Here is a 25,152-nt window from a genome sequence, read left to right as displayed (position 1 = left end):
GGCGGGACACGTTCCCCCGGTCCCGCCCGCGCCCCACTCCTTCTGGCCACCTGTGCGCACGTCACCAGTAGACGACGACCTTGTCGCCGTTGCGGACCTGTGCGAACAGCGACGCGATCTTCCCCTCGTCCCTCACGTTCACGCACCCGTGCGACGCCCCGCTGTAGCCGCGGGCCGCGAAGTCCGCCGAGTAGTGCACCGCTTGGCCGCCGCTGAAGAACATCGCGTACGGCATGGCCGTGTGGTAGATCGTCGAGACGTGGTGCCGGGACTTCCAGTACACGCTGAAGACGCCCTCGCGGGTGGGCGTGAACTGCGAGCCGAACCGCACGTCCGTGGTCATCAGCGCCTTACCGTCGATCATCCACGTCAGCGTGCGGCTGGTCTTGCTGATGCAGACGACGCGGCCCGTCATGCAGCGCGGGTCCGGCTTCGCCGCGGGCTGCCCGCCGGACGCGTACAGCTCGTCGCGCGTCGGGGCGTGCGTCATCTTCACCAGCCGCGCCCAGGTCACCGTGTCCGTGTTCCCCGTGCGCGGCAGGCCCCGCTTGCCCTGGAAGCCCTCGACCGCCTTGGTCGTCGCCGGGCCGTACTTTCCGTTCGGCCCCTCGAAGAGCCACGCGATCTGCCGCAGCCTGGCCTGGAGTTCGCGTACCTTGCCGCCGCTTGCGCCACGCGCCATGAGGACCTTCGGCGGCGGCGTCGGTCTGACCGACGGGGTGCGGGTGCGGGAGGGGGAGGGGGACGGGCCCGGTCTCTTCGCGTCGTCGGACGGGGCCGGTGACGCCGAGCCGTTCGCCTTCGGGGGCGGCTGCTTGCCTCCGCTGTCGACGGCCCCTGTCCTACAGCCGCCGACCAGGGCGATGACCCCGGCGACGGCGAGTGATCCACGCATGACGGTCGCACGCATCCGGTCCCCCGCAGTCTCGCCACTAGTCCGATGTGCCAACAGAGATGTTTCCCGCGCGCGTCCGGTTGCGAACTCAGCGTAAGTGCCGCGCATTGTGGGATGGAGAAACATGACGGACGCGCTGTGAGCAAGGTCCCAGCATGCGGCTCTCCACCGCGAGCAGGCGCGCCGCTACAGTCCGTCGCGGGGGTCGAACCGACTGGCAAGTAACAACCGAGCTGGAGGCACAACCATGGCGCGCGAGTCTGAGTCAGGACTGCCCATCGAGCCGGTCTACGGCCCCGATTCGCTGGCCGACTGGAACGCGGCCGAGAAGCTCGGCGAGCCCGGAAAGTACCCGTTCACGCGGGGCGTCTACCCGTCGATGTACACCGGCCGCCCGTGGACGATGCGCCAGTACGCCGGCTTCGGCACCGCCGTCGAGTCCAACGCCCGTTACAAGCAGCTCATCGCCAACGGCACGATGGGCCTGTCCGTCGCCTTCGACCTGCCCACCCAGATGGGCCACGACTCGGACGCCCCGATCGCCTCCGGCGAGGTCGGCAAGGTCGGCGTGGCCATCGACTCGATCGACGACATGCGGATCCTGTTCGGCGGCATCCCGCTCGACAAGGTGTCCACGTCGATGACGATCAACGCCCCGGCGGCGCTGCTCCTGCTCATGTACCAGCTCGTCGGCGAGGAGCAGGGCGTCCCCGCGGACCAGCTGACCGGCACGATCCAGAACGACGTGCTGAAGGAGTACATCGCCCGGGGCACGTACATCTTCCCGCCGAAGCCCTCCCTGCGGCTGATCGCCGACATCTTCAAGTACTGCAAGGCCGAGATCCCGAAGTGGAACACCATCTCGATCTCCGGCTACCACATGGCCGAGGCCGGTGCCTCGCCCGCGCAGGAGATCGCGTTCACGCTCGCGGACGGCATCGAGTACGTGCGCACGGCCGTCGCGGCCGGCATGGACGTCGACGACTTCGCGCCGCGCCTGTCCTTCTTCTTCGTGGCCCGGACGACGATCCTGGAAGAGGTCGCCAAGTTCCGCGCGGCCCGCCGGATCTGGGCCAAGGTCATGAAGGAGGAGTTCGGCGCGAAGAACCCCAAGTCGCTGATGCTCCGCTTCCACACCCAGACCGCGGGCGTGCAGCTCACCGCCCAGCAGCCCGAGGTCAACCTCGTCCGCGTCGCCGTCCAGGGCCTCGGCGCCGTGCTCGGCGGCACGCAGTCGCTGCACACGAACTCCTTCGACGAGGCCATCGCGCTGCCGACCGACAAGTCCGCGCGCCTCGCCCTGCGCACCCAGCAGGTCCTCGCCTACGAGACCGACGTGACCGCCACCGTCGACCCGTTCGCCGGGTCGTACGTCGTCGAGAAGATGACGGACGACGTGGAGGCCGCCGCCCTCGAACTCATGACGAAGGTCGAGGACCTCGGCGGCGCGGTCGACGCCATCGAGCACGGCTTCCAGAAGAACGAGATCGAGCGCTCCGCGTACCGCATCGCGCAGGAGACCGACTCCGGCGAGCGTGTCGTGGTCGGCGTCAACCGCTACCAGCTCGACGCCGAGGAGCCCTACGAGCCGCTGCGCGTCGACCCGGCGATCGAGGCCCAGCAGGCCCAGCGCCTCACGAAACTGCGCGCCGCGCGCGACCAGGCGGCCGTGGACGCGGCGCTCGCCGCGCTCAAGAAGGCGGCGGAGAGCGACGCGGACACAGCCAACGTCCTCTACCCGATGAAGGACGCCCTGCGCGCCCGCGCCACCGTCGGCGAGGTCTGCAACGCGCTGCGCGACGTGTGGGGCACGTACATCCCGACCGACGCGTTCTGAGGCCGCGTTCCGAGGTCACGTATCACCCTCTGACCAGGGAGTGTCGTATAGCCATATAGGCGTGCGACACTCCCTTTCATGCTCGGTGTCATCAATCTCCCGACCTATCTGGCCGGCCTCGTCCTCATCGTCCTGCTCCCAGGACCGAACTCTCTCTACGTGCTCTCCGTGGCCGCCCGCAAAGGCATACGCACCGGATACGCGGCCGCCGCGGGTGTCTTCACCGGGGACACGGTCCTGATGACACTGGCCGCGCTCGGCGCGGCCTCCGTGCTGCAGACGACGCCCGTGCTCTTCCTCGTCGTGAAGTACGCCGGAGCGGGCTATCTGACGTGGATGGCGATCGGCATGATCCGGTCGGCGCGGGCCCTGTGGAAGCAGCGCGGTGAGCCCGTCGTGGAGAGCGAGGCGCAGCCGGTGACCGGGAGCGGTGACGAGCACCCGTACCGCCGCGCCCTGATCGTCAGCCTCTTCAACCCGAAGGCGATCCTCTTCCTGATCTCCTTCTTCGTTCAGTTCGTGGACCCCGGTTACGCCTACCCGGCGCTGTCCTTCGTGGTCCTCGGCGGGCTGCTCCAGACCGCGAGCTTCCTCTACCTCTCCACCCTGATCTTCAGCGGCACCCGCCTGGCCGGCGCCTTCCGGCGCCGCAAGCGGCTCTCGGCGGGCGCGACCACTGCGGCGGGCGTGCTGTTCCTGGGCTTCGCGGTGAAGCTGTCCCTCGCGGGGGCCTGAGGCCTCTCGGCCCGGCCCCTGTCCGGCTAGCCCCTGCGGGCGCGGCGTACGGCCCGGGTGACGATCGGCGGCAGCAGGTCCGCGGCGATACGGCGGGCCGGGCTGCGCTTGCGTACGGGGGCCGGTCGCGGGGCAGGGGCGGCCTTCGGTTCCTCCGCCGCTTCCACGTGGTGGCGGGAGCGCGGGGACGCGGGCGCCTTGACCGCCTTCGACTTCGCGCGCACCAGGCGGTGCCCGGCCGCCTGCTGCACGCTCAGGGCGATGTCGTCGCGCTCCCTCAGCATGTCGAGGAGCTCGTCCTGGAGGGGTTCGGGGTCCTCCCACGTGGCGTACAGCTTCTGGGTGCTCAGGCACAGCGGGCGCAGGCCGCGGTTGAGCACGGCCTCCCACGCGGCGACGGAGACGCCCGGCGTGTGCTCGGAGCGGAAGTCGTCCAGGACGGCGATGCCGCCCGGGCCGAGCAGCTCGCGGGCCGCGCCGATGTCGCCGTACACGTGCTCGTAGAGGTGCGAGGCGTCGATGTGGACGAAGCGGCAGGTGACCGGGTCGACCTCGGCGGAGATCACGGAGCTGGGCGCCTGGACGACCTTCGGCAGCTCGTCGTGGAAGGAGAGGTAGTTCTCCTCGAAGGCCTGCCGGGTCAGTGAGGCGTACGACTTGGTGGATTCGGCCTGGTTCGCCTCGTCAGGGGCGTCGCCCTCGAACAGGTCGCACACGGTGAACTTCTCGGCGCTGCGCAGGTGGTGTCCGAGAAGCACCGCGCTCTTGCCCATGTAGGTGCCGAGTTCGAGCAGATCGCCGCTGACCTCCCGCCGCGCCTGTCGTTCGAGGAACCAGGTGAACAGGAGTTGGTCGAGCGGGGGGAACCAGCCGGGTACGTCGTCGAGGTCGATCGGGCGCCGGGCGGTGGTGTGCACAGCAGTCATGGGACGCGAACCTATGAGCTTCTTTCGGACAGGGTCAAGGCGCCCGCAGATCGCATCCGCCAATCGTTCAGCAAACTCCTCCGGGCATGAATCCTCAGTGAATCCTGGCGGAAGCGGGGTTCAGTTGTTTGCGCAGGAAAGGTGCAAGCGGCTTCTCGACGAAGCGGTTCAGGAGCCACGCGAGGGTGAGCATCGCGGCCACCGTGAGCGTGAACGTCGCGGCCGAGGGCAGCCCGAGACGCCGGTGCAGCACCTCGATCGTCACCCAGCCCAGATGCTCGTGGACCAGGTAGAACGGGTACGTCAGCGCACCGGCGACCGTCAGCCATCCCCAGTTGACCCGGTTCAGCAGCCCGAGCGCGATCGCGCCCACCGCCACGAAACCGAGCGTCACTATCAGGATGATCGTTCCCGACCCGCGGTACGAGAAGAAGTGAGGATTCGGTGCGTGCCACAGTGCGGCCACCGCGTAGTGCTGACCGATCAGCCAGCTCACGAGGACGATGCCCCACGCGGTCATGTCGCGGCGGTCGAGGTGGAGCAGATACAGGCCGACGCCGCCGATGAAGTAGGGCGCGTACTCCGGCATCAGGATGACCTCGAGGGCCGGCTCGCCGGACGCCTGGGTGATCGCGGCGGCCAGCGTCCACACGGCGCAGAACAGCACGATGCGGCTCCGGTTCGCGCCCGGCAGGACGACGCACAGGGCGAACAGCGCGTAGAAGCGGACCTCGGCCCACAGCGTCCAGCACACGCCGAGGACCCGGTCCACGCCGAGCGGCTGCTGAAGCATCGTCAGATTGAGGAGCGCGTCACTGGGCGAGACCGCCTTGTACGCGACCACGGGCAGCGCGAAGACCGCCGTCACCAGGATCACGGCCGCCCAGTACGACGGCAGCAGACGGGACGCGCGGGAGGCGAAGAACGAGCGCAGGGGCTTGCCCCAGCCGCTCATGCAGATCACGAAGCCGCTTATGACGAAGAAGATCTGCACCCCGAGGCAGCCGTAGGCGAACCACTGGTGCAGTGAGGGGAACTGGACTTTCAGTGACGTGCCCCACGCCTGGGACACCTCACCGTCGCGGCCGCCGTAGTGGTACGCGGCGACCATCAGGGCGGCTATGAGTCGTAGGCCGTCCAGGGCTCTCAGCCGCGGTGCGTGCGCGCCGGAGCGCGCGGTCCGCACCGTGGCGTCCGCTCCCGGGGAAAGCTTCGGGAGCGTCGTCTCTGAAGTACTCATCCGAGGGCGGCCCGCTTGAACGAGCGCGCGCGGCGGGCGACTCGGCGCACCGTCGCGTTGCGCGGAATGAACGCGAGCTGGGCCGGAACGGCGCCGGGCAGCGCGAGGGAGGTGAGCCGGCGGCGCTTGAAGTAGCGCCACGTGTGGTCGTTCAGGCGCGTGGAGAGGTAGCGCTCGGCCGCCGCCCGCAGCTCCGGGTAGATCTTCGGCTGCATCGCGAAGCCGACCGCGCGCACCAGCTGATTCAGCTCGGCGGTCGCCGTGCCGGACTCCTGCGCGGTCACGGCCGCCTGCTCCGACAGCTCCGGCAGCAGCGCGTCCACGATCGTGACCGGGACGCGGTTGCTGTTCTGGTACGGCGCGAGGCGGTCGAGGAGGGTGCCGGTGCCGATGCGGGCGACCGGGATGCCGTAGAACGCGGACGCGGTCAAAAGCGCCGTCGAGAAGCAGCCGACCACCAGGGCCGGGCGCATCCGCTGGTACAGAACCTCGGCGAGCACGGGCGTGTCGAGGACGGTGAGTTCGACGCCGAGCTTCTCCGCCTCCGCCTCCAGCGTGCGGGACCAGGTGGCCGGCGCCGTCGGATGGGGCTTGAAGACGATCCGCGTGTGGCCGAGGGCGACCGCGCCGCGCATCATCCGCACGTGCAGGTCCTCCTCCTCCTGCGCGGTGAGGATGTCGAGCGCGGACAGGTACTGCCCGAGCAGCACGGCCGGTTCGGGCCCGACGGGCGGCAACTCGCCGCTCACATCGCTCAGTTCGGCCAGCGCCTTCACGAAGACGTCCGTCGGGAGGATCTCGGGCACCACGCCGAACTCCGTGAGGAGCAGCGGCTTCAGGTCCGGCACGAGGTCCAGATGCAGCAGCCGCCGTACGCGCGTGCCGACCAGCGGGTCGATCTTGTTGCGGGTGGGGCCGTAGCTCATCAGGCCGTCCGCGTACACGTCGACGGGGACGCCGGTGAAGATCTGCGCCACCGCCATCGCCGGGTTGACCTGGATCGACTCCACGGCCAGCTCGACGTCGTCGTCGCCCAGGTCCCAGGCGAGACGCAGATGGCGCTCCCACAGCGGTACGTCGTCCGGGCGCGGGGCCCAGCCGCCCGGGTGGAACGGCGCGATGGTCTCGTTCCACGACACGACGTCGTCGAAGCGGCCGCGCAGCCGCTCGAAGCCCGGCATCTCGTCGATGGCGGGAGTCGTCTCCGGGGTCGCCGCGTTGTTGGCGACGAGCAGGATGCGCCGGTCCGCGGGCGCGAAGCAGTCCGCGTCGAGGGCCGCGGCGAGCGTCGCGGTCCCGTACAGCGTGGAGGCGAGGAAGATCTGCGTGGTCACGCGGCAGCCACCCCCGCCGCGGCGGGGCGGCGCCGCAGCCGGCGCAGGCGCGTCGCCCGCTGTACGTCCATCGAGTCGAGCGCGTCGTCGAGCACGTCCTGCGGCATGCGCTTCAGCGCCGCGGAACTCATTGTCTTCAATTTGCGCGCCACTGCCGGTTCGAACCTTTCGATGGATCCCAAGTGGTGGGAAATAATCGCGCAGTACGTACGGACGGCCTTCGGCAGAAGACTTTCCGCGTCCTTGTCCTGCGCCGTTTCGGCCACCACCTGGTCGAACGCCTTGATGAAATCGAGCTGCCGGACATCGCCGATCTGCGTCAGCGAGGACGCGACACCGCGCCGGTAGAAAACCCCGAGAAGACCCACCGCGGCAAAGGATTTCGCCTCGCGGTGCAGCCGCCAGATCCACGGCCGGTCCTCGGCCGTACGCAGGCCGTCGGTGAAGTGGAGGAGACCGGCGTCGGCGAGCCGGCGGTGATACATACCGGCCCACGCGTACGCGTAGTCGACGGACGTCGAGCGGTCGGCGGGCAGGATCGCCTCGCGCGGATCCATGACGACACCGCGCCTGCCGGTCGGCACGCGGTGGACGGTGCGGGCCCGCGCGGTGCACTGGACATGGTCCGTACGGACGAAGTCGCAGCCCAGACCCTCTATGGAGGCGAGGAGTCGCTCGTAGTAACCGGGGGCGAGCCAGTCGTCGCCGTCCAGGAATGTCAGGTACTCACCGCGCGACGCGTCGAGTCCGGTGTTGCGCGCGGTGGCCAGGCCTCCGTTCTTTTCGTGTCTGACCAGGACTGCGCCGGGCAGCTCGCGCTCGGCGCGCGCGAGAATGTCCGGGGTCTCGTCCTTCGAACAGTCGTCGACGAGAATGAATTCGAAGTCGTCGCGCGCGTTGGCGCGAAGACTTCTGAGGGTGTCGGGCGCGTATTGCTGCACGTTGTAGAACGGCACGATGACGGAGAGCTTGACCACGTGAAGGACGCTAGGCGGCGGCCCGGCATTCGTCTTGACCGATGGTGAGATGTCAGGTGAACGACGCGTGGCGGAATAGTGAACCCGCCTGCTTCCCGGACGCTTCCCGGCCGGATTCGCCATTCGTCGGTGCGCTGTTAACCGTTTGTTGCACTCCGGTTGGGCCGCGGTCCCAAATCGCTTCCTAGCTTCTTCGGTGTGCCAGCAAGTACCTCTGAGACCCGACGGGTCGCCGTGCTCGCGGACTCCGACACCCGGTGGAAGTGGGGCGCGCTCACCGCGCGCCGCCTCACCACCGACGAGAGCCCGCTCAACGGATTCCTCCTGCGCGGCCGGGCGACCCCCACACCCCGCCAACTCGACGAAGTCGGCGTCCGCGCCGACAGCCTCGACGAAGTCACCGCCGTCGAATTCCTGCGCCGTATGGAGCAGGACGCCGACCGGTACGACGTCGTCGTCCTCGCCCTCGTCGGCGGCGCCGTCCAGGCCATGCTCCACGGCCTCGCGCGGGCCTGGCAGGGCCGGGACCGGCGGCCCGTCGTCGTCACCGGCTACGTGGGCGTCGTCTACGAGAAGCTCGCCGACGGACTGCTCCTGCGGCACGGCGCCGACCTCGTCCTCGCCAACTCCCGCCACGACGCGGACCGTTTCCGCGCCGTGTACGAGGGTGTGGACGCCGACGCCTCCTCGGTGACCGAGTGCGCGCTGCCGTTCCTCGGCGGCACGCCCTACGAGGAGAAGCACGACCCGTACACGGTCGTCTTCGCCGCGCAGCCCTCCGTACCGGACACCCCCGCCGACCGCGCCTACCTGCTCGAGCGGCTCGTCGGACACGCCCGGCTGCACCCCGAGCGCGAGGTACTGCTCAAGCTGCGCAGCAAGCCCGGCGAGCACACCACCCACATCGAAGAGGCGCCCTACCAGAAGCTCGCCCAGCGGATCGACGGCGGACTGCCCGCCAACTGCCGCCTCGTCTACGGGCACATGGGCGAGGTGCTCGACCGCACCGACCTCCTGGTCACCGTCAGCTCGACGGCCGCGCTCGAAGCCCTGCACCGGCGCATCCCCACCGCCCTGCTCACCGACCTCGGGGTGCGCGAGGCTCTCGGCAACCACCACTTCACCGGCTCCGGGTGCCTCGCCTCCTGGGACCAGCTCGACGCGGGCCACCTGCCGAAGGCCGACGAGGAGTGGGTGGCACGCCAGGGCGTCGCGGCCGACGGCACGTACGACACCGCCTTCGACACGGCCCGCGCCCGGGTCACCGGCCTCACCGGAGCCGACCGGCTCCCGCCCCTGGCCCCCTACTACAGCCTCACCACCGCCCCCGGCTATCTGCCGCGCATCCTCGCCCGCCACCACCTCGCCCCCGACGGGACGCCGCTGCCCGGCGCACCCGCCGCCGGCAAGGAGCCCGGCCCCGTCCGCCAGATCGTGCGCCGCGCCGCCCGTGGCGCCTACCGGCACGGAGTGCAGCGCGTGGCGCCCGTCATCCGGCGGATGGGCGAGCTGTGAACGCCCGTACCCCTCAAGGAGACCTGATGACCAACCCGGAAGCGGGCACAGCGGCACCGGTCCGCCGCGTCCTCGCCGTGATCCCCGCCCGTGGCGGCTCCAAGGGAGTGCCCGCCAAGAACCTCGCCCCGGTCGGTGGCGTGCCCCTCGTGGCCCGCACCGTCCGCGAGTGCCGCGCCACCCGGCTCGTCACGGACGTCGTGGTCTCCACCGACGACGCCGCGATCGCCGCCGCGGCCCGCGAGGCGGGAGCCGAGGTCGTCCTGCGGCCGGCCGCCATCGCCGGCGACAAGTCGAGCTCCGAGGCGGCCGTGCTGCACGCCCTCGACGCCCACGAGGCCCTCCAGGGCGCAGCGGTCGACGTCGTGCTCCTCGTCCAGTGCACCAGCCCCTTCATCGTCCGCGAGGACATAGACGGCGTCGTCAACGCGATCGTCGAGAAGGGCGCCGACACGGCCCTGACCGTCGCCCCCTTCCACGGTTTCGTGTGGCGCGACGCCGATGACGAGCCGGCCGCGCCCGCCGCGGTCGAGCGCGCCTCCGTCGAAGGCAGCACGGACACGCTGGTCGCTCCCGCGGCCACCAGCGGCGGCTACGGCGTCAACCACGACAAGTCCTTCCGCCAGATGCGCCAGGACCGCCCCCAGGACCTCCTGGAGACCGGCGCGGTCTACGCCATGGACGCGAGCGGCTTCCGCGAGGCCAAGCACCGCTTCTTCGGCCGCACGGAACTCGTCCGCACCGACCCCGCGCGGGTCCTGGAGATCGACGACCCGCACGACCTCTCCCGCGCCCGTGCCCTCGCGCCCCTCTTCGACGCGAACAGGCCCGGCTCCCTCCCGACCGCCGAAGACATCGACGCGGTCGTCCTCGACTTCGACGGCACCCAGACCGATGACAAGGTGCTGATCGACTCCGACGGACGGGAGTTCGTCACCGTGCACCGCGGTGACGGCCTCGGCATCGCGGCCCTGCGCAAGTCGGGCCTGCCGCTGCTGATCCTGTCCACGGAACAGAACCCGGTCGTCGCCGCCCGGGCCAGGAAGCTCCAGATCCCGGTCCTGCACGGCATCGACCGCAAGGACCTCGCACTCAAGCAGTGGTGCGAGGAGCAGGGCATCGCGCCCGAGCGCGTGCTCTACGTCGGCAACGACGTCAACGACCTCCCGTGCTTCGGCCTTGTCGGCTGGCCCGTGGCGGTCGCGAGCGCCCACGACGTCGTACGAGGCGCCGCGCGCGCGGTCACCGCTCTCCCCGGCGGTGACGGCGCGATCCGAGAGATCGCCACCTGGATCCTCGGCCCTTCTCTCGACTCCCTCAACAAGTAAGGAACTCCCCAGTCATGAGCACCAACTCCCGCCTGCGCACGTTCGGTTCGAAGACGGCCGGCCCCGGTAACCCCGTGTACATCACCGGCGAGATCGGCATCAACCACAACGGCGACCTCGACAACGCCTTCAAGCTGATCGACGTGGCCGCCGAGGCCGGCTGCGACGCCGTCAAGTTCCAGAAGCGCACCCCGGAGATCTGCACCCCGCGCGACCAGTGGGACATCGAGCGCGACACCCCCTGGGGTCGCATGACGTACATCGACTACCGCCACCGCGTCGAGTTCGGCGAGGACGAGTACCGCCAGATCGACGAGCACTGCAAGAAGCGCGGCATCGACTGGTTCGCCTCCCCGTGGGACACCGAGGCCGTCGCCTTCCTGGAGAAGTTCGACATCCCGGCCCACAAGGTCGCCTCCGCGTCGCTCACCGACGACGAGCTGCTCCGCGCCCTGCGCTCCACCGGCCGCACGGTCATCCTCTCCACCGGCATGTCGACGCCGAAGCAGATCCGGCACGCGGTCGAGGTCCTCGGCAGCGACAACATCCTGATGTGCCACGCCACTTCGACGTACCCGGCGCAGGCCGAGGAGCTCAACCTCCGCGTCATCAACACCCTCCAGGCCGAGTACCCGAACGTCCCGATCGGCTACTCCGGCCACGAGACCGGCCTGCAGACCACGCTCGCCGCCGTCGCCCTCGGCGCCACCTTCGTCGAGCGTCACATCACCCTCGACCGCGCCATGTGGGGCTCCGACCAGGCCGCCTCCGTCGAGCCGCAGGGCCTCACCCGCCTCGTGCGCGACATCCGCACCATCGAGGCGTCCCTCGGTGACGGCGTCAAGAAGGTCTACGAGTCGGAGCTCGGCCCGATGAAGAAGCTCCGCCGCGTCGCGGGCGTCGTCGCCGAGTCGGAGATCGCCGTCGCCGCGGGCGAGCCGGTCGGCGTCTGACCGTCCGACGTCCGCCCGTGTGGGCCGGCGCCCAGCCGGGCGCCGGCCCACGGGCCCCAACCCCCACAGGTCCCTCGGAGGGCCCATGTCAGCAGCACGCTCCGGAACCCTGTGTTTCGTGGAGAGCCCCGTCCAGCTCCTCAACGTCCTGGAATGGGCGCATCTCGCCGAGAGCACCGAGACGACGGACCGGATCACCCTGGTCGTCCTGTCGCCCACGGACCCCATGACCCGCGGCCAGCTGCGCCGCATGGCCGAACTCGCCCGCGACGAGGGCCACACCGTCCGCTGGGAAGAGGCACGCGGCGGCGCCACGGCGCCCTTCCACACCATCGGCGGACTCGCGGGCGCGCTGCGCAAGGCCGCCCGCATCGTCATCGGTGACCCGTTCTCCCGCTACGTGCAGCTCCTGCTGACGATCACCCGGGCCGCCGAACTCGTCGTCGTCGACGACGGCACCGCGACCATGGAGTTCGTCTCCCAGCTCGCCCGCGGTGAGCGCCTCGTGCGCTGGCACCGCCGCGGCGGCCGCCCCGGACCGCGCGACGTCGTCTTCGCGCCCGTCTCCGCCGCCGCCCGCCGCCGCCTCACCCCCGACGGCACCCGCCGCACCGTCGAGGTCTTCTCGGCCATGCCGATCGACTCCGTCCCCGACGGCGTCCGCGTCACCCGCAACGACTTCACCTGGACCCGCGCCCGCTTCGGCCCGCCCCGCATGAGGAACGGCGCCGACCTCGTCGGCACGTCCCTCGTCGAGACCGGCGTCGTCGACCCGGACCGCTACCTGGAGGCCGTCCAGACCCTCGCCCGCGCCCACGGCGCGACCCGCTACTTCGCCCACCGCCGCGAGAGCTCGGACAAACTGCACCGCATCGCCACCGAGACCGGCCTCGAAGTGGTCCGCCCCGACCTCCCCCTCGAACTGATCGCCCGCCGCGGCCCCATCGGCCGTACGATCCTCAGCTTCCCCTCGACGGTCGTCCACACCCTGCCCCTGGCCCTCGCCGGCACCGAGGTCCGCGTGGCCGTCTGCGACATCGACCCCGCGTGGCTGACGGAGAACGCCTCACCGCGCGCCCAGGGCTTCCTCTCCGGCGTCACCGGCACCGCACGCGACGTACACCGCCTCGCCTCGGTCGCCCCGGCGATGTGAACCCCAGCCTCCGGGATCTTGGCCAGACCTTGGTGATCGCATGGCCATCCGAAGGGCAACGCGTCGGGGCACCGGCCGGTCAAACCCACCGCACCCCCCACTCCGCATCCGTACAGAGCGCCCAGAGGAACCCGTGACGCACCCCCGGCACCGCCTGTCCAAGAGACGCCGCTACCTCGCCATGTCCGCCGCAGGCGTGGCACTGGCCGCCACCGGAGCGATCGTGGCCCAGTCCGCGACAGCCACCACCCTGCCCGCGGCCAAGACGTACACCGGCCGCGCCTTCGACACCTGCACGGCCCCCTCGCTCTCCGCCATGAAGGCCTGGAAGACCGGCTTCTACGGCGCCGCCGCCGTCTACGTGGGCGGCAAGAACCGCGGCTGTGCCCAGCCCAACCTCACCGCCTCGTGGGTGAAGTCGGTCAGCGCCTCCGGCTGGAAACTGATCCCGCTCTACGTGGGCGCCCAGCCGCCCTGCCAGTCCGGCGCGAACCCCGAGAAGATGACCGCGTCCACCGCCGCGTCGCTCGGTGCGCAGGACGGCGCCGACGCCGTCACCAAGGCCGCAGCCCTCGGCATGAAGAGCGGCTCCCCGCTCTACCTGGACATGGAGTCGTACGACACCACCGACACGTCCTGCAACAACGCGGTCCTCACCTACGTCCGCGCCTGGGACAAGGCCGTGCACGCCAAGAACTACCGGACCGGCTTCTACGGCTTCCGCAGCTCCAGCGCGAAGGCCGTCGCCACGACGACGAACCGCACCGACATGCCGGACGTCCTCTGGTACGCGCTCTGGGACAAGGTCAACACCACGACGTCCGACTGGCCTTTCGCCTCCACCCTGTGGACGGGCCACCGCCGCGCCCACCAGTACATGGTGAACAGCAAGGAGTCCCGCGGCGGTTACACGATCACAGTGGACCGGGACGCCTGGGACGCGCCGGTGGCGATCGTCGGGTAGCTGAGGCCGGTGGGGGGTATGAAAGAGGTGTCATACCCCCCGTACGGGTATGCCATGCGAGCCGGGCCCGAGTTTCTTACCCCAATTCGGTTGAATTTTTGTTGATCGTGGGGCGGTTGCCCCCCGCCCCGGCCTACCCTTCAAAGGGTGAACCAATTGATGTCCCCAGGGTCCGAGGCCGGTCAGCCCGCGGAAGCGGTCCCCGCAGGAGCGCTGCCCGGCACGTTGTCCGAAGAGCTCCGTGCCGAACTGGTCGCCTTCCGGCGTGACTTGCACATGCACCCCGAGCTCGGCAACCAGGAGTTCCGCACGACGGCGGCGATCAGGGCCCGCCTCGAGAAGGCCGGACTCACGCCACGCATCCTGGACATCGGCACCGGACTCGTCTGCGACATCGGCACCGAGGACGGGGAGTGGCGGGGCGGGCGCCCCATGCTCGCCCTGCGCGCCGACATCGACGCGCTCCCCATCCCGGACACCAAGGCGAGCTGCGCCTACCGCTCCACCGTGCCCGGCCGGGCCCACGCCTGCGGTCACGACGTGCACACGACGGTCGTGCTCGGGGCGGGCCTGGTCCTCGCCGAGCTGCACCGGCAGGGCCGGCTCCCGCACCCCGTACGCCTGATCTTCCAGCCCGCCGAGGAGGTGCTGCCCGGCGGCGCCCCCGACGCCATCGAGTCGGGCGTCCTCGAAGGCGTCGGGTCGATCATCGGCGTGCACTGCGACCCGAAGGTCGACGCGGGCCGGATCGGACTGCGGCCGGGCGCGATCACCTCGGCCTGCGACCGTCTCGAGGTCGCGCTCGACGGGCCCGGCGGGCACACCGCGCGCCCCCACCTCACCACCGACCTCGTGACCGCCGCCGCGAAGGTGGCCACCGAGGTCCCCGCGCTCGTCGCCCGCCGCATCGACGCCCGTTCGGGCCTCGCCGTGACCTGGGGCCGTATCGAATCCGGCCACGCGTGCAACGTGATCCCGCAGCACGCCGAGCTGTCGGGCACCGTCCGCTGCCTCGACCTGGAGGCGTGGCGGCAGGCGCCCGACCTGGTGCACGGCGCGATCCAGGAGATCGCCGACCTCTACCGCGCCAAGTCGGAGATCAACTACATCCGCGGGGTGCCGCCCGTGGTCAACGACCCGGAAGTCACCGACCTCCTGACCGCGGCGATGACCCTGCGCCGCGGCCCCCACTCCGTCGAGGACACCCCTCAGAGCCTGGGCGGCGAGGACTTCTCCTGGTATCTGGAGCACGTCCCCGGCGCGATGGCCCGCCTCGGGGTGCGCACGCCCGGCGAGCGCGGCGGACGCGACCTGCACCAGGGCGACTTCGACGCGGACGACTCGGCGATCACGGTAGGGGTGGAGCTGTTCACGGCGGCGGCGCTGATGGACGGGGCCGCGCGGGAGCAGGGTGCGTGAACCGGTGCGGGGAAAGGGTCGGTGTGGGCGGCACGTAACCCACCTGACCCACCTCCGTAACGCCCCGTAGACCGCACGGCCGGGCGGCGTTCGCGTCAATCCGATAACGGCTGCGGAACGGCCCTTTATCTGACATCTACGCGCGTTACGATCCGTCCGAAAACCAGCGCCGGGAGCCCGGCGCTCAGGTCAGGTCGAAGGAGCCTCCCTTGCGCCGGGTAGCCAAAATCTCCGCTGCGTGCATAGCCACCGCGGCACTCGCTCTCACCGCCACCGCATGTGGCGGCACTTCCTCGGACAACGAGTCCTCGGGCTCCTCGTCGGACTCCGGCAAGAAGGGCGGCGTCAAGATCGGCCTCGCCTTCGACGTCGGCGGCCGGGGCGACCACTCCTTCAACGACTCCGCCGCGCGCGGTGCCGACAAGGCCAAGAAGGAGTTCGGCGGTGACCTCAAGGAGCTGACCGCCAAGACCTCCGACACCGAGGCCGACCGCGAGCAGCGCCTGTCCGACCTGGCCGACGCCGGCTACAACCCCATCATCGGGGTCGGCTACGCGTACGCCACCTCGATGACCAAGGTCTCCGCGAAGTACCCGAAGATCAGCTTCGGCATCGTCGACTCCGTGGTGAACGCCAAGAACACCGACTCCATCGTCTTCACCGAGGAGCAGGGCTCCTACCTGGCCGGCGTCGCCGCCGCGCTGAAGACGAAGAAGGACCACGTCGGCTTCATCGGCGGTGTCGACGTCCCGCTGATCAAGAAGTTCGAGGCGGGTTACGTCCAGGGCGTCAAGGCCACCAACCCGAAGATCAAGGTCGACGTCCAGTACCTGAGCCACGGTTCGGACACCTCCGGCTTCGCCTCCCCGGACAAGGGCAAGGAAGCCGCCCAGGGCATGCTCGACAAGGGCGCCGACGTCGTCTACTCGGCGGCCGGTTCCTCCGGCAACGGTGCCATCGAGGCCGTCTCCGGCACGAAGGGCGCCTGGGCGATCGGCGTCGACTCGGACCAGTACAACATCCCGGGTCTGGCCAAGTACAAGTCCTCGATCCTGACTTCGGTCGTCAAGAACGTCGACATCGGCGTCTTCGACCTGATCAAGTCGGTCAAGGACGGTTCGCCGAAGACCGGCACCAACACCTACGCCCTGAAGGACGGCGGCGTCTCGCTCGCCACCTCCGGCGGCTACATCGACGACATCCAGGCCAAGCTGGACGCCGCCAAGGAGCAGATCGCGAGCGGCAAGGTCAAGGTCAAGACCACCCCGTGACCTGAGGCCCCGAGGGCCTGGCTCGGCGGGGGGAGTGGCGAAAGCTTCCCCTCGCCGGGCCATAACAATGTGTCAACTCTACGCGTGTAGCTAAGAGTTGGCGTATTACCGTCGCCGACGCGCCCCCGCGCGGCTCCGCGCGACCGTTCACCCCTTCCGTACGTACGTCCTGTCCCCCGAGGAGAGTGCGCCATCAACGCGTCCAGCCCTCCCGCCGTCGAACTGCGCGGCATCACCAAGCGCTTTCCCGGCGTCGTCGCCAACCGCGACATCGACATCACCGTACGGCGGGGCACCGTCCACGCCCTGTGCGGTGAGAACGGCGCCGGCAAGTCGACCCTGATGAAGATCCTCTACGGCATGCAGAAGCCGGACGAGGGCACCATCGCGGTCGACGGCACCCAGGTCACCTTCGCCACGCCCGCCGACGCCATCGCGCGCGGCATCGGGATGGTCCACCAGCACTTCATGCTGGCCGACAACCTCACCGTCCTGGAGAACGTCGTCCTGGGCGCCGAGAAGCTGCACGGCATCGGCGGCAAGGCGCGTACGAAGATCCGCGAGATATCGGAGGCGTACGGCCTCGGGGTGCGGCCCGACGTCCTCGTCGAGGAGCTCGGGGTCGCCGACCGGCAGCGGATCGAGATCCTCAAGGTCCTCTACCGGGGCGCCCGGACGCTGATCCTCGACGAGCCCACCGCGGTGCTCGTGCCGCAGGAGGTCGACGCGCTCTTCGACAACCTGCGCGAGCTGAAGTCCGAGGGCCTCACCGTCATCTTCATCTCCCACAAGCTGGGTGAAGTACTCTCCGTCGCGGACGAGATCACCGTCATCCGGCGGGGGACGACGGTCGGCTCCGCCGTTCCCAGCGAGACCACCCCCCGACAGCTGGCCGAACTGATGGTCGGCAGCGAGCTTCCGACCCCGGAGACCTCCGAGTCCACGGTGACGGACGTGCCGATGCTGCAGATCGGCGGGCTGACGCTGAGCGACAGCGGCCCGGTCTCGATGGACCCGGCAGACGAACGCACCTCGACGAGCCTCCTCTTCGTCGACACCATCAACGGACCGGCGACGCGGCTGCTGCTCGACGACGTGTCCTTCACCATCCACAAGGGCGAAGTCCTCGGCATCGCTGGTGTGGAAGGCAACGGACAGGCCGAGCTGGTCGAGGCCATCATGGGCATGCGGAGCCCCGACTCGGGCACGATCGTGCTGGAGGGCGACGACATCGCCAAGGCCTCCACCCGCAAGCGCCGCGAAGCCGGCGTCGGGTACATCCCCGAGGACCGGCACCGTCACGGCCTGCTCCTCGAAGCGCCACTGTGGGAGAACCGGGTCCTCGGCCATGTCACCGAGCGCCCCAACTCCAAGGGCGGGCTGCTCGACCTGAAGGCCGCCCGCGCCGACACCGAGCGCATCGTGCGCGACTACGACGTCCGCACCCCCGGCATCGAGGTCACCGCGGCCTCCCTGTCCGGTGGCAATCAGCAGAAGCTGATCGTCGGCCGCGAGATGAGCCACGCGCCCAAGCTGCTGATCGCCGCCCACCCCACCCGCGGTGTGGACGTCGGCGCGCAGGCCCAGATCTGGGACCAGATCCGCCGCGCCCGCCGCGAGGGCCTCGCCGTGCTGCTCATCTCGGCCGACCTGGACGAGCTGATCGGCCTGTCCGACACCCTGCGGGTGATGTACCGCGGCCGCCTGGTCGCCGACGCCGACCCCGCCACCATCACCCCGGAGGAGCTGGGCTCCGCCATGACAGGTGCGGCCTCCGGCCACCTCGAGCACACGGAAGACGCCGAAGGCGGGGACGCCCGATGAAGACACTGATATCCCGGGGCAGGTCCCGGATCGACAAGGAGCGGCTGATCCTCGCGGTCGCCGCCCCGCTCCTGGCGGTCATCGCCGCGCTCGTCGTCACCGCCGTGATCATCGCGGCGACCGGCAAGGACCCCTTCGCCGCGTTCAGCGACATGGTGACCTACGGCTCCGCGAGCGACAGCCAGGTCTACATCCTGAACAAGGCGACGACTTACTACCTCGCGGGTGTCGCGGTGGCCATCGGCTTCCGCATGAACCTGTTCAACATCGGTGTCGACGGCCAGTACCGGCTCGCCGCGTTCGTCGCCGCCGTGCTCGGCGGGGCGCTCACGCTGCCCGGCTGGCTGTCCATCCCGCTGATCATGCTCGCCGCCATGGCGACCGGTGCCCTGTGGGCCGCCATCGCGGGCATCCTCAAGGTGACCCGCGGCGTCAGCGAGGTCATCGCGACGATCATGCTGAACGCGATCGCCACCGCGATCATCGCCTACCTGCTCCAGCCCGAGCAGCTCGGCCAGCTCGACGACGCCGGCACCCTGGTCTCCACCAAGCCGCTGCCCAAGTCCTCGTACTTCTTCGCGATGGACGCGGGTCCGGCCGGCCAGGTCTGGGGCTTCATCGTGATCGCCGTGCTCGTCGGCGTCGCGTACTGGTTCGTCCTCGGCCGCACGCGCTTCGGCTTCGACCTGCGCACGGTCGGCCAGTCCGAGTCGGCGGCCGCGGCCAGCGGCGTCAGCGTCAAGAAGATGGTCGCCACCAGCATGATCATCTCGGGTGCCGTGGCCGGTCTGGTCGGCATGCCGACGCTGCTCAACGACAGCCACCAGTACGACAACAGCTTCCCGGTGGGTCTCGGCTTCACGGGCATCGCCATCGCGCTGCTCGGCCGCAACCACCCGGTCGGCATCGCGCTCGGCGCCCTGCTGTGGGGCTTCCTGGAGCGCACCACCAACCACCTGGAGTTCCAGGGCTACGACAAGGAGATCCTCGGCGTGATCCAGGGCGTCATCGTCCTGTGCGTCGTCATCGCCTACGAGGTCGTACGCCGCTACGGGCTCAAGCGCCAGCAGCAGCGGGTCGGCGCCGAGCTCGCCGCGCAGGCCGCCGCCGTCCGCACCGACAAGCAGGAGGTGGCCGGATGAGCGCCACGAAGACCGACACCCCGCCTCCCGCGGCCCCCGCGGTGAGCGGCGCCAAGAAGGCGCGCGGCCGGCTCTCCACGGGGCAGACCCTGATGGTCGTCGTCGGCGCGCTGTTCCTGGTCTCCGCCGTCCGCGTCATCACGGGCGCCGACCAGCTCACCTCCGGCGGCCAGATCAGCGCCGCGCTCGGACTCGCCGTGCCCATCGGGCTCGCGGCCCTCGCGGGCCTGTGGTCGGAGCGGGCCGGCGTGGTCAACATCGGCCTCGAAGGCATGATGATCCTCGGCACGTTCGGCGCCGGCTGGCTCGGCTGGCAGACCAGCCCGTGGCTCGGCCTCGTCTGCGGCATCGGCTTCGGTGTCCTCGGCGGTCTGATCCACGCCGTCGCCACCATCACGTTCGGCGTCGACCACATCGTCTCCGGTGTGGCCGTCAACCTCCTCGCCCTGGGTGCCACGCAGTACCTCGCCAAGCTGTTCTTCGCCGACGGCGAGCCCGCGGCCAAGGGCGGCAACCCCAAGCAGTCGCCGCCCGCCGAGTCGCTGGGCGACGTCACGATCCCGGGCCTGTCCAGCGGGCTGCACTCCATCGAGCAGCACCACTGGTTCCTGGTCTCCGACCTCGCCGGCATCCTCGGCGGCCTGGTCACCAACGTCTCCGTGATCACGATCCTCGCCGTGCTGCTCTTCGTGGGCAGCTGGTGGGTGCTGTGGCGCACCTCGTTCGGCCTGCGTCTGCGCTCCTGCGGCGAGAACCCGGTCGCGGCCGAGTCCCTCGGCGTCAACGTGTACGCGCACAAGTACGCCGCCGTCGCCATCTCCGGCGGACTCGCGGGTCTCGGCGGCGCGTTCCTCGCGCTGGTCACCTCCCACAGCTACCTGGAGGGCCAGACCGGCGGGCGCGGCTACATCGGCCTCGCCGCCATGATCTTCGGCAACTGGCGGCCGGGCGGACTCGCCATGGGCGCGGGCCTGTTCGGCTTCTCCGACGCGCTCCAGCTGCGCAACGGCGGCGAGACCGTCCACGCGCTGCTGCTCCTGCTGGTCGTCCTGCTCGCCCTCCTGGCGGGCTGGAAGGCGTACCGCAAGGCCATGATCCAGGCCACGATCAGTGCGGTGATTGCCGTGGTCGTCCTGGTCTGGTACCTCCTGACGGATGAGGTGCCCGGCGACTTCGTCGGCGCCACCCCGTATGTCGTCACCCTCCTGGTGCTCTCGCTGTCCGCGCAGCGGCTGCGGATGCCGAAGGCCGACGGCATGCGCTACCGGAAGGGTCAGGGCAAGTGACGGAAGCCGACTGGGAAGCACTCAGGGAGGCGGCCCGTGAGGCCATGTCCCGCGCGTACGTGCCGTACTCGGCCTTCCCGGTCGGCGCCGCGGCCCGTGTGGACGACGGCCGCACCGTGTCGGGCTGCAACGTCGAGAACGCGTCGTACGGGCTCGGCCTGTGCGCCGAGTGCGGGCTCGTCTCGCAGCTCCAGCTGACCGGCGGCGGCCGCCTGACCCACTTCACGTGCGTGGACGGCAAGGGCGAGACCCTGATGCCGTGCGGCCGCTGCCGCCAGCTCCTGTACGAGTTCGGGGGGCCCGAGCTGCTCCTGGAGACGACGTCGGGGATCCGCCCGCTCGGCGAGATGCTCCCCGACGCGTTCGGACCCCAGCACCTCAACTGACCGAAGGCCCCGCCCTGTTGGGCGGGGCCGCTTTCAACGGGTCGCTCTATGCGCGTAGAGTCGGCCCTGCTGCCACCTGCGGAAGGACAACGCCATGGACGTCATCTCCGTCATCCGGACCAAGCGGGACCGGGGCGAACTCAGCGACGAGCAGATCGACTGGGTCATCGACGCGTACACGCGCGGCGTCGTCGCCGACGAGCAGATGTCGGCGCTCGCCATGGCGATCCTCCTCAACGGCATGAACCGTACGGAGATCGCCCGCTGGACCGCCGCGATGATCGCCTCAGGCGAGCGCATGGACTTCTCGTCCCTGTCCCGCCCGACCGCCGACAAGCACTCCACCGGAGGCGTCGGCGACAAGATCACGCTGCCGCTCGCCCCGCTGGTCGCCGCGTGCGGCGCCGCCGTCCCGCAGCTCTCCGGCCGCGGCCTCGGCCACACCGGCGGCACCCTCGACAAGCTGGAGTCCATCCCCGGCTGGCGCGCCCTGCTGTCCAACGACGAGATGCTGAACGTCCTCGACACCGTCGGCTCCGTGATCTGCGCGGCCGGTGACGGGCTCGCCCCCGCCGACAAGAAGCTCTACGCGCTGCGCGACGTCACCGGCACCGTCGAGGCGATCCCGCTCATCGCCTCCTCGATCATGTCGAAGAAGATCGCCGAGGGCACCGGCTCGCTCGTCCTCGACGTCAAGGTCGGCACCGGCGCGTTCATGAAGACGATCGAGGACGCCCGCGAACTCGCCTCCACCATGGTCGAGTTGGGCACCGACAGCGGCGTGCGCACCGTCGCCCTGCTCACCGACATGTCGACGCCCCTCGGCCTCACCGCCGGCAACGCCCTCGAAGTCCGAGAGTCCGTCGAGGTGCTGGCGGGCGGCGGCCCCGCCGACGTCGTCGAGCTCACCCTCGCACTGGCCCGCGAGATGCTCGATGCGGCGGGCATCAAGGACGCCGACCCGGCGAAGGCCCTCGCCGACGGCTCCGCGATGGACGTCTGGCGCCGCATGATCGCCGCGCAGGGCGGCGACCCCGACGCGGCGCTGCCCACGTCCCGTGAGCAGCACGTGGTGGTGGCCGGGAAGTCCGGCGTCCTGACCCGCCTCGACGCGTACGACATCGGCGTCGCCGCCTGGCGCCTCGGCGCGGGCCGCGCCCGCAAGGAGGACGTGGTGCAGGCCGCCGCCGGCGTCGAACTCCACGCCAAGCCGGGCGACTCGGTGACGGAGGGCCAGCCGCTCATGACCCTGCACACGGACACACCGGAGCGCTTCGAGTACGCCCTTGAGTCCGTCGGGGGCTCGTACGACATCGCGGCCCCGGGGACGACGTTCGAGGCCACGCCGGTCGTGCGGGAACGCATCGGCTGACCTGGGATTTCTCCGGGTTTCCTGGCACAGGTGAACGGGATCGGTGGACCTCTGCCGGTCCCGTTCGGCTCACCCCAGCAGCGCCGCGACGACCACCAGCGCCGGCACCGACGCCAGGGTCGACAGCAGGATCGACTCCCTCGCCAGTTTCTCCGCGACGTCGTAGCGCGACGCGTACGTGAAGAGGTTCTGCGCGGCCGGGAGCGCCGACGTCACCACCACGTCCAGGAGCGACGCGCCCCGCAGGCCGAAGACGCCCGCCGCGAGTACCCACGCCACCGCGGGCTGGCCCACCGACTTCAGTGCCACCGACAGCAGCACCGGGACCCGGTCGGAACCGCGCCGGGCCGGCAACGAACTCCCGCACAGCGAGATCCCGTACGCCAGCAGCACCACCGGCACGGACATCTTGCCGATCAGATCGACCGGGTTGAAGACAGGCCCCGGCACCGTCCACCCCGTCGCCGCCACGATCACGCCCGCAAGTGCGCCGACCGCGATCGGGTTGCGCAGCGGTGTGACGAGCCGCCGCCACAGCGACTTCGTCTCCCCGGCCTCCGACAGATCGAGGACCGTCATCGCTATCGGCGTCACCACGATCTGCTGGAAGAGCAGCACGGGCGCGACCAGCGAGGCGTCGCCGAGGACGTACACGGCGATGGGGATGCCGAGGTTCCCCGAATTGACGTAGCTGGAGCACAGGGCACCGATCGTCGTCCGCCCCACCCCCCACCGGCGCGCGACGCCCACCGCGATGAACACCCCGGCCGCCGCCGCCGTGCTCAGCGCCGTCACCAGCAGCCGCGGCGACAGGATCACCGAAAGGTCGGCCTTCGCGAGCGTGGTGAACAGGAGTGCGGGCGTGGCGACATGGAAGGCGAGCTTGGTGAGGACCTCGCGGCCGTTGTCCCCGAGATAGCCGCGCTTGCCGATCAGGTAGCCGACGGCGATGACCACCGCGATGACGGCGAACCCGTTCAGCACCCCTGTCACGATGCCCCCTGCCGGCGTCGTGCGGACGGCTGAGCAGGTACGCGATCAAGGTGCATCCCCATAGCGTCGGAGGGCACCCGACGCGGGGTCAACGTGATGCGCGCGACACACGGGGAAGGTGATGCACGGCACTCGGCGCGCGGCCGGACCGCCGATGAGTTCCCGCCGCCGGGCAGGTCTCCCTTGCGTGGCTGTTTCCCGACTTCCCGACCTGGCTCTCGCCGGCCCCCTGCGCCGCGGCGACGTGCCGCACCTGTGCGACCAGGTGCGCGCGGCGTGCGCCCGCGCCCCCGCACGCGACGTCGTCTGCGACCTCGCGGCCGTCACCACGGCCGACCTCGCCACCGTGGACGCGCTCGCCCGGATGCAGCTCGCCGCCCGCAGGGCGGGGTCGGGACTGCGGCTGCGCGATCCGTCCCCGGCCCTGTGGGCCCTGCTCCAGCTGGTCGGCCTGCCCGGCCTAGGCGGCCTGGTCGTCGAGATGGAGCGGCACACCGAACAGCGGGAAATAGCGGGCCGTGTCCAGGAAGCAGTGGAGTCCGGTGATCCGGCCGTCTGAGATCTCCAGGACCTGGACGGCCCACGGCGCGAACCCGCCGTTGTCCGGGTCGGGCTTGTAGTGGGCGAACGCGGGCGATCCGTTGGCCTCGACGGGCACCAGCCGGCTGTCGGCACATGAGGCGCCGATCGTCGTCATGAAGCCCGTGATGTCCGGCGTGCCGCGCAGCCACAGGTCGAACGGCGGCATGGTCATGATGGCGTCCTCGGCGAGCAGGGCCGTGAGGGCCTTCATGTCGTATCCCTCGAACGCGGCGACATAGCGCTCGAGGAGCGCCTGGTGCTCCTCGTCCAGCTCGCCGTCGGAGCCCTTCGTCTCGGCCGGGGCCTCGGCGAGCGTGGCGCGGGCCCGCTGGAGCGCGCTGTTCACCGACGCCACCGACGTGTCGAGCAGCTCGGCGACCTCCTGCGCCTTCCAGGCCAGGACCTCGCGCAGGATGAGCACGACCCGCTGCTTGGGGGGCAGCTGCTGGAGCGCCGCCACAAAGGCGAGGCGCACCGACTCCCGCGCCACCGCCGCCTCCGCAGGGTCGTGCACGGTCGGCAGCACGCGCGCGTCCGGCATCGGCTCCAGCCACACGTTGTCCGGCCGGGGTGTGAGCGCCGCCTGAGCCAGCGGCGCCGCCGCCGTCAGGTCCATCGGACGGGCCCGCTTGTTGCCCGCGTTCAGCATGTCCAGGCAGACGTTCGTCGCGATGCGGTACAGCCACGAGCGCAGGCTGGAGCGGCCCTCGAACTTGTCGAAGCTGCGCCAGGCGCGGACCATCGTGTCCTGCACCGCGTCCTCGGCCTCGAAGGCCGAGCCCAGCATCCGGTAGCAGTACCCGGTCAGCTCGACCCGGTACTGCTCGAGACGGACGTCCAGTTCAGTGGTCGTCCCTGCGATGTCACTCATGTCCACACCCCGCCCTGCGGCTTCTGACAAGTCCCGAAAGTCCATGCAAGTCCCAGCACTTCGGAAGCTACCGCAGTGCACTGACAACGGCCCTCGGACCGGCGAAATACGCCGGTCCGAGGGGCGTTGTCAGTACGATTAGGGCGGGG

22 protein-coding genes are annotated in these 25,152 nt (G+C 70.3%); 15 read left to right on the top strand and 7 right to left on the bottom strand.

Annotation, left to right across the window (positions count from 1 at the left end; genetic code table 11):
- Window positions 1–61: 61 nt before the first annotated feature.
- Window positions 62–910, bottom strand: a complete 849-nt coding sequence (locus tag ACWFR4_RS27540; protein WP_453463649.1) for a L,D-transpeptidase family protein — start codon at window positions 908–910, stop codon at window positions 62–64.
- Between the two features lie 232 nt (window positions 911–1,142).
- Here ACWFR4_RS27540 and ACWFR4_RS27535 point away from each other — a divergent pair, with 232 nt between their 5' ends.
- Window positions 1,143–2,732 (top strand): acyl-CoA mutase large subunit family protein, encoded by a 1,590-nt coding sequence (locus ACWFR4_RS27535; protein WP_453463651.1) that lies wholly within the window; start codon window positions 1,143–1,145, stop codon window positions 2,730–2,732.
- Between the two features lie 78 nt (window positions 2,733–2,810).
- Window positions 2,811–3,467 carry a leucine efflux protein LeuE gene (gene leuE, locus ACWFR4_RS27530; protein ID WP_453463653.1) on the top strand — a complete coding sequence of 219 codons (657 nt, stop codon included), beginning with the start codon at window positions 2,811–2,813 and terminating at the stop codon, window positions 3,465–3,467.
- 26 nt (window positions 3,468–3,493) lie between these two features.
- Here the strand turns inward: leuE and ACWFR4_RS27525 are convergent, their stop codons facing one another.
- The 4 genes from ACWFR4_RS27525 to ACWFR4_RS27510 all read right to left on the bottom strand — a co-directional run bounded on the left by ACWFR4_RS27525 (window position 3,494) and on the right by ACWFR4_RS27510 (window position 7,944).
- On the bottom strand, window positions 3,494–4,393 hold the full coding sequence (locus tag ACWFR4_RS27525) for a class I SAM-dependent methyltransferase (protein ID WP_453655045.1): 900 nt from the start codon (window positions 4,391–4,393) through the stop codon (window positions 3,494–3,496).
- 94 nt (window positions 4,394–4,487) lie between these two features.
- Window positions 4,488–5,633, bottom strand: a complete 1,146-nt coding sequence (locus ACWFR4_RS27520; protein WP_453655043.1) for an acyltransferase family protein — start codon at window positions 5,631–5,633, stop codon at window positions 4,488–4,490.
- Window positions 5,630–6,967 (bottom strand): polysialyltransferase family glycosyltransferase, encoded by a 1,338-nt coding sequence (locus ACWFR4_RS27515; RefSeq protein ID WP_453655041.1) that lies wholly within the window; start codon window positions 6,965–6,967, stop codon window positions 5,630–5,632. The genes ACWFR4_RS27520 and ACWFR4_RS27515 overlap by 4 nt, the downstream gene beginning before the upstream one ends.
- Complete coding sequence (locus ACWFR4_RS27510) at window positions 6,964–7,944, bottom strand: glycosyltransferase family 2 protein (RefSeq protein ID WP_453463662.1); 981 nt, start codon at window positions 7,942–7,944, stop codon at window positions 6,964–6,966. Before ACWFR4_RS27510 ends, ACWFR4_RS27515 begins: the two co-directional genes overlap by 4 nt.
- A 198-nt stretch (window positions 7,945–8,142) precedes the next feature.
- On the opposite strand from ACWFR4_RS27510, the gene ACWFR4_RS27505 reads away from it, so the two are divergent.
- The 12 genes from ACWFR4_RS27505 (at window position 8,143) to ACWFR4_RS27450 (ending at window position 22,557) form a co-directional block, all read left to right on the top strand.
- On the top strand, window positions 8,143–9,459 hold the full coding sequence (locus ACWFR4_RS27505; protein ID WP_453655039.1) for a DUF6716 putative glycosyltransferase: 1,317 nt from the start codon (window positions 8,143–8,145) through the stop codon (window positions 9,457–9,459).
- Window positions 9,460–9,485: 26 nt separating this feature from the next.
- Window positions 9,486–10,787, top strand: coding sequence for a cytidylyltransferase domain-containing protein (locus ACWFR4_RS27500; protein WP_453655037.1), 1,302 nt, complete (start codon window positions 9,486–9,488; stop codon window positions 10,785–10,787).
- A 14-nt stretch (window positions 10,788–10,801) separates the two neighbouring features.
- Window positions 10,802–11,740, top strand: a complete 939-nt coding sequence (locus ACWFR4_RS27495; RefSeq protein WP_453463668.1) for an N-acetylneuraminate synthase family protein — start codon at window positions 10,802–10,804, stop codon at window positions 11,738–11,740.
- A gap of 85 nt (window positions 11,741–11,825) precedes the next feature.
- On the top strand, window positions 11,826–12,893 hold the full coding sequence (locus tag ACWFR4_RS27490) for a hypothetical protein (protein WP_453655035.1): 1,068 nt from the start codon (window positions 11,826–11,828) through the stop codon (window positions 12,891–12,893).
- Between the two features lie 181 nt (window positions 12,894–13,074).
- On the top strand, window positions 13,075–13,857 hold the full coding sequence (locus ACWFR4_RS27485) for a glycoside hydrolase domain-containing protein (protein ID WP_453467509.1): 783 nt from the start codon (window positions 13,075–13,077) through the stop codon (window positions 13,855–13,857).
- Between the two features lie 159 nt (window positions 13,858–14,016).
- Window positions 14,017–15,276 (top strand): amidohydrolase, encoded by a 1,260-nt coding sequence (locus ACWFR4_RS27480; protein ID WP_453655033.1) that lies wholly within the window; start codon window positions 14,017–14,019, stop codon window positions 15,274–15,276.
- A 209-nt stretch (window positions 15,277–15,485) separates the two neighbouring features.
- Window positions 15,486–16,547, top strand: a complete 1,062-nt coding sequence (locus ACWFR4_RS27475; protein WP_453467498.1) for a BMP family lipoprotein — start codon at window positions 15,486–15,488, stop codon at window positions 16,545–16,547.
- Between the two features lie 192 nt (window positions 16,548–16,739).
- Entirely contained in the window at window positions 16,740–18,371 is a 1,632-nt protein-coding gene (locus ACWFR4_RS27470) for an ABC transporter ATP-binding protein (RefSeq protein ID WP_453655160.1), read from the top strand.
- A complete protein-coding gene (locus ACWFR4_RS27465; RefSeq protein ID WP_453467500.1) occupies window positions 18,368–19,513 on the top strand; it encodes an ABC transporter permease in 1,146 nt (381 codons plus the stop codon). The genes ACWFR4_RS27470 and ACWFR4_RS27465 overlap by 4 nt, the downstream gene beginning before the upstream one ends.
- Window positions 19,510–20,799 carry an ABC transporter permease gene (locus tag ACWFR4_RS27460; RefSeq protein ID WP_453655032.1) on the top strand — a complete coding sequence of 430 codons (1,290 nt, stop codon included), beginning with the start codon at window positions 19,510–19,512 and terminating at the stop codon, window positions 20,797–20,799. Before ACWFR4_RS27465 ends, ACWFR4_RS27460 begins: the two co-directional genes overlap by 4 nt.
- Window positions 20,796–21,185: a cytidine deaminase gene (locus ACWFR4_RS27455; protein ID WP_266673546.1), complete on the top strand. Its 390-nt coding sequence runs from the start codon at window positions 20,796–20,798 to the stop codon at window positions 21,183–21,185. The genes ACWFR4_RS27460 and ACWFR4_RS27455 overlap by 4 nt, the downstream gene beginning before the upstream one ends.
- A gap of 94 nt (window positions 21,186–21,279) precedes the next feature.
- Window positions 21,280–22,557: a thymidine phosphorylase gene (locus tag ACWFR4_RS27450; protein ID WP_453655030.1), complete on the top strand. Its 1,278-nt coding sequence runs from the start codon at window positions 21,280–21,282 to the stop codon at window positions 22,555–22,557.
- Between the two features lie 69 nt (window positions 22,558–22,626).
- Here ACWFR4_RS27450 and ACWFR4_RS27445 read toward each other — a convergent pair whose 3' ends face one another.
- The gene (locus ACWFR4_RS27445) at window positions 22,627–23,550 is read right to left on the bottom strand and encodes an AEC family transporter (RefSeq protein WP_453467504.1); all 924 of its coding nucleotides are present in this window, start codon (window positions 23,548–23,550) and stop codon (window positions 22,627–22,629) included.
- 187 nt (window positions 23,551–23,737) lie between these two features.
- Between ACWFR4_RS27445 and ACWFR4_RS27440 the strand changes: the two genes are divergently transcribed.
- Window positions 23,738–24,109, top strand: coding sequence for an STAS domain-containing protein (locus tag ACWFR4_RS27440; protein WP_453467506.1), 372 nt, complete (start codon window positions 23,738–23,740; stop codon window positions 24,107–24,109).
- Here ACWFR4_RS27440 and ACWFR4_RS27435 read toward each other — a convergent pair.
- A complete protein-coding gene (locus ACWFR4_RS27435) occupies window positions 24,011–25,003 on the bottom strand; it encodes a sigma-70 family RNA polymerase sigma factor (protein WP_453467508.1) in 993 nt (330 codons plus the stop codon). The genes ACWFR4_RS27440 and ACWFR4_RS27435 overlap by 99 nt on opposite strands.
- Window positions 25,004–25,152: the final 149 nt, after the last annotated feature.

It is taken from the genome of Streptomyces sp. NPDC055140, from assembly GCF_053607285.1.
The sequence above is the reverse complement of the archived record's forward strand: the minus strand, read 5'-3'. Positions and strand labels throughout refer to the sequence as shown.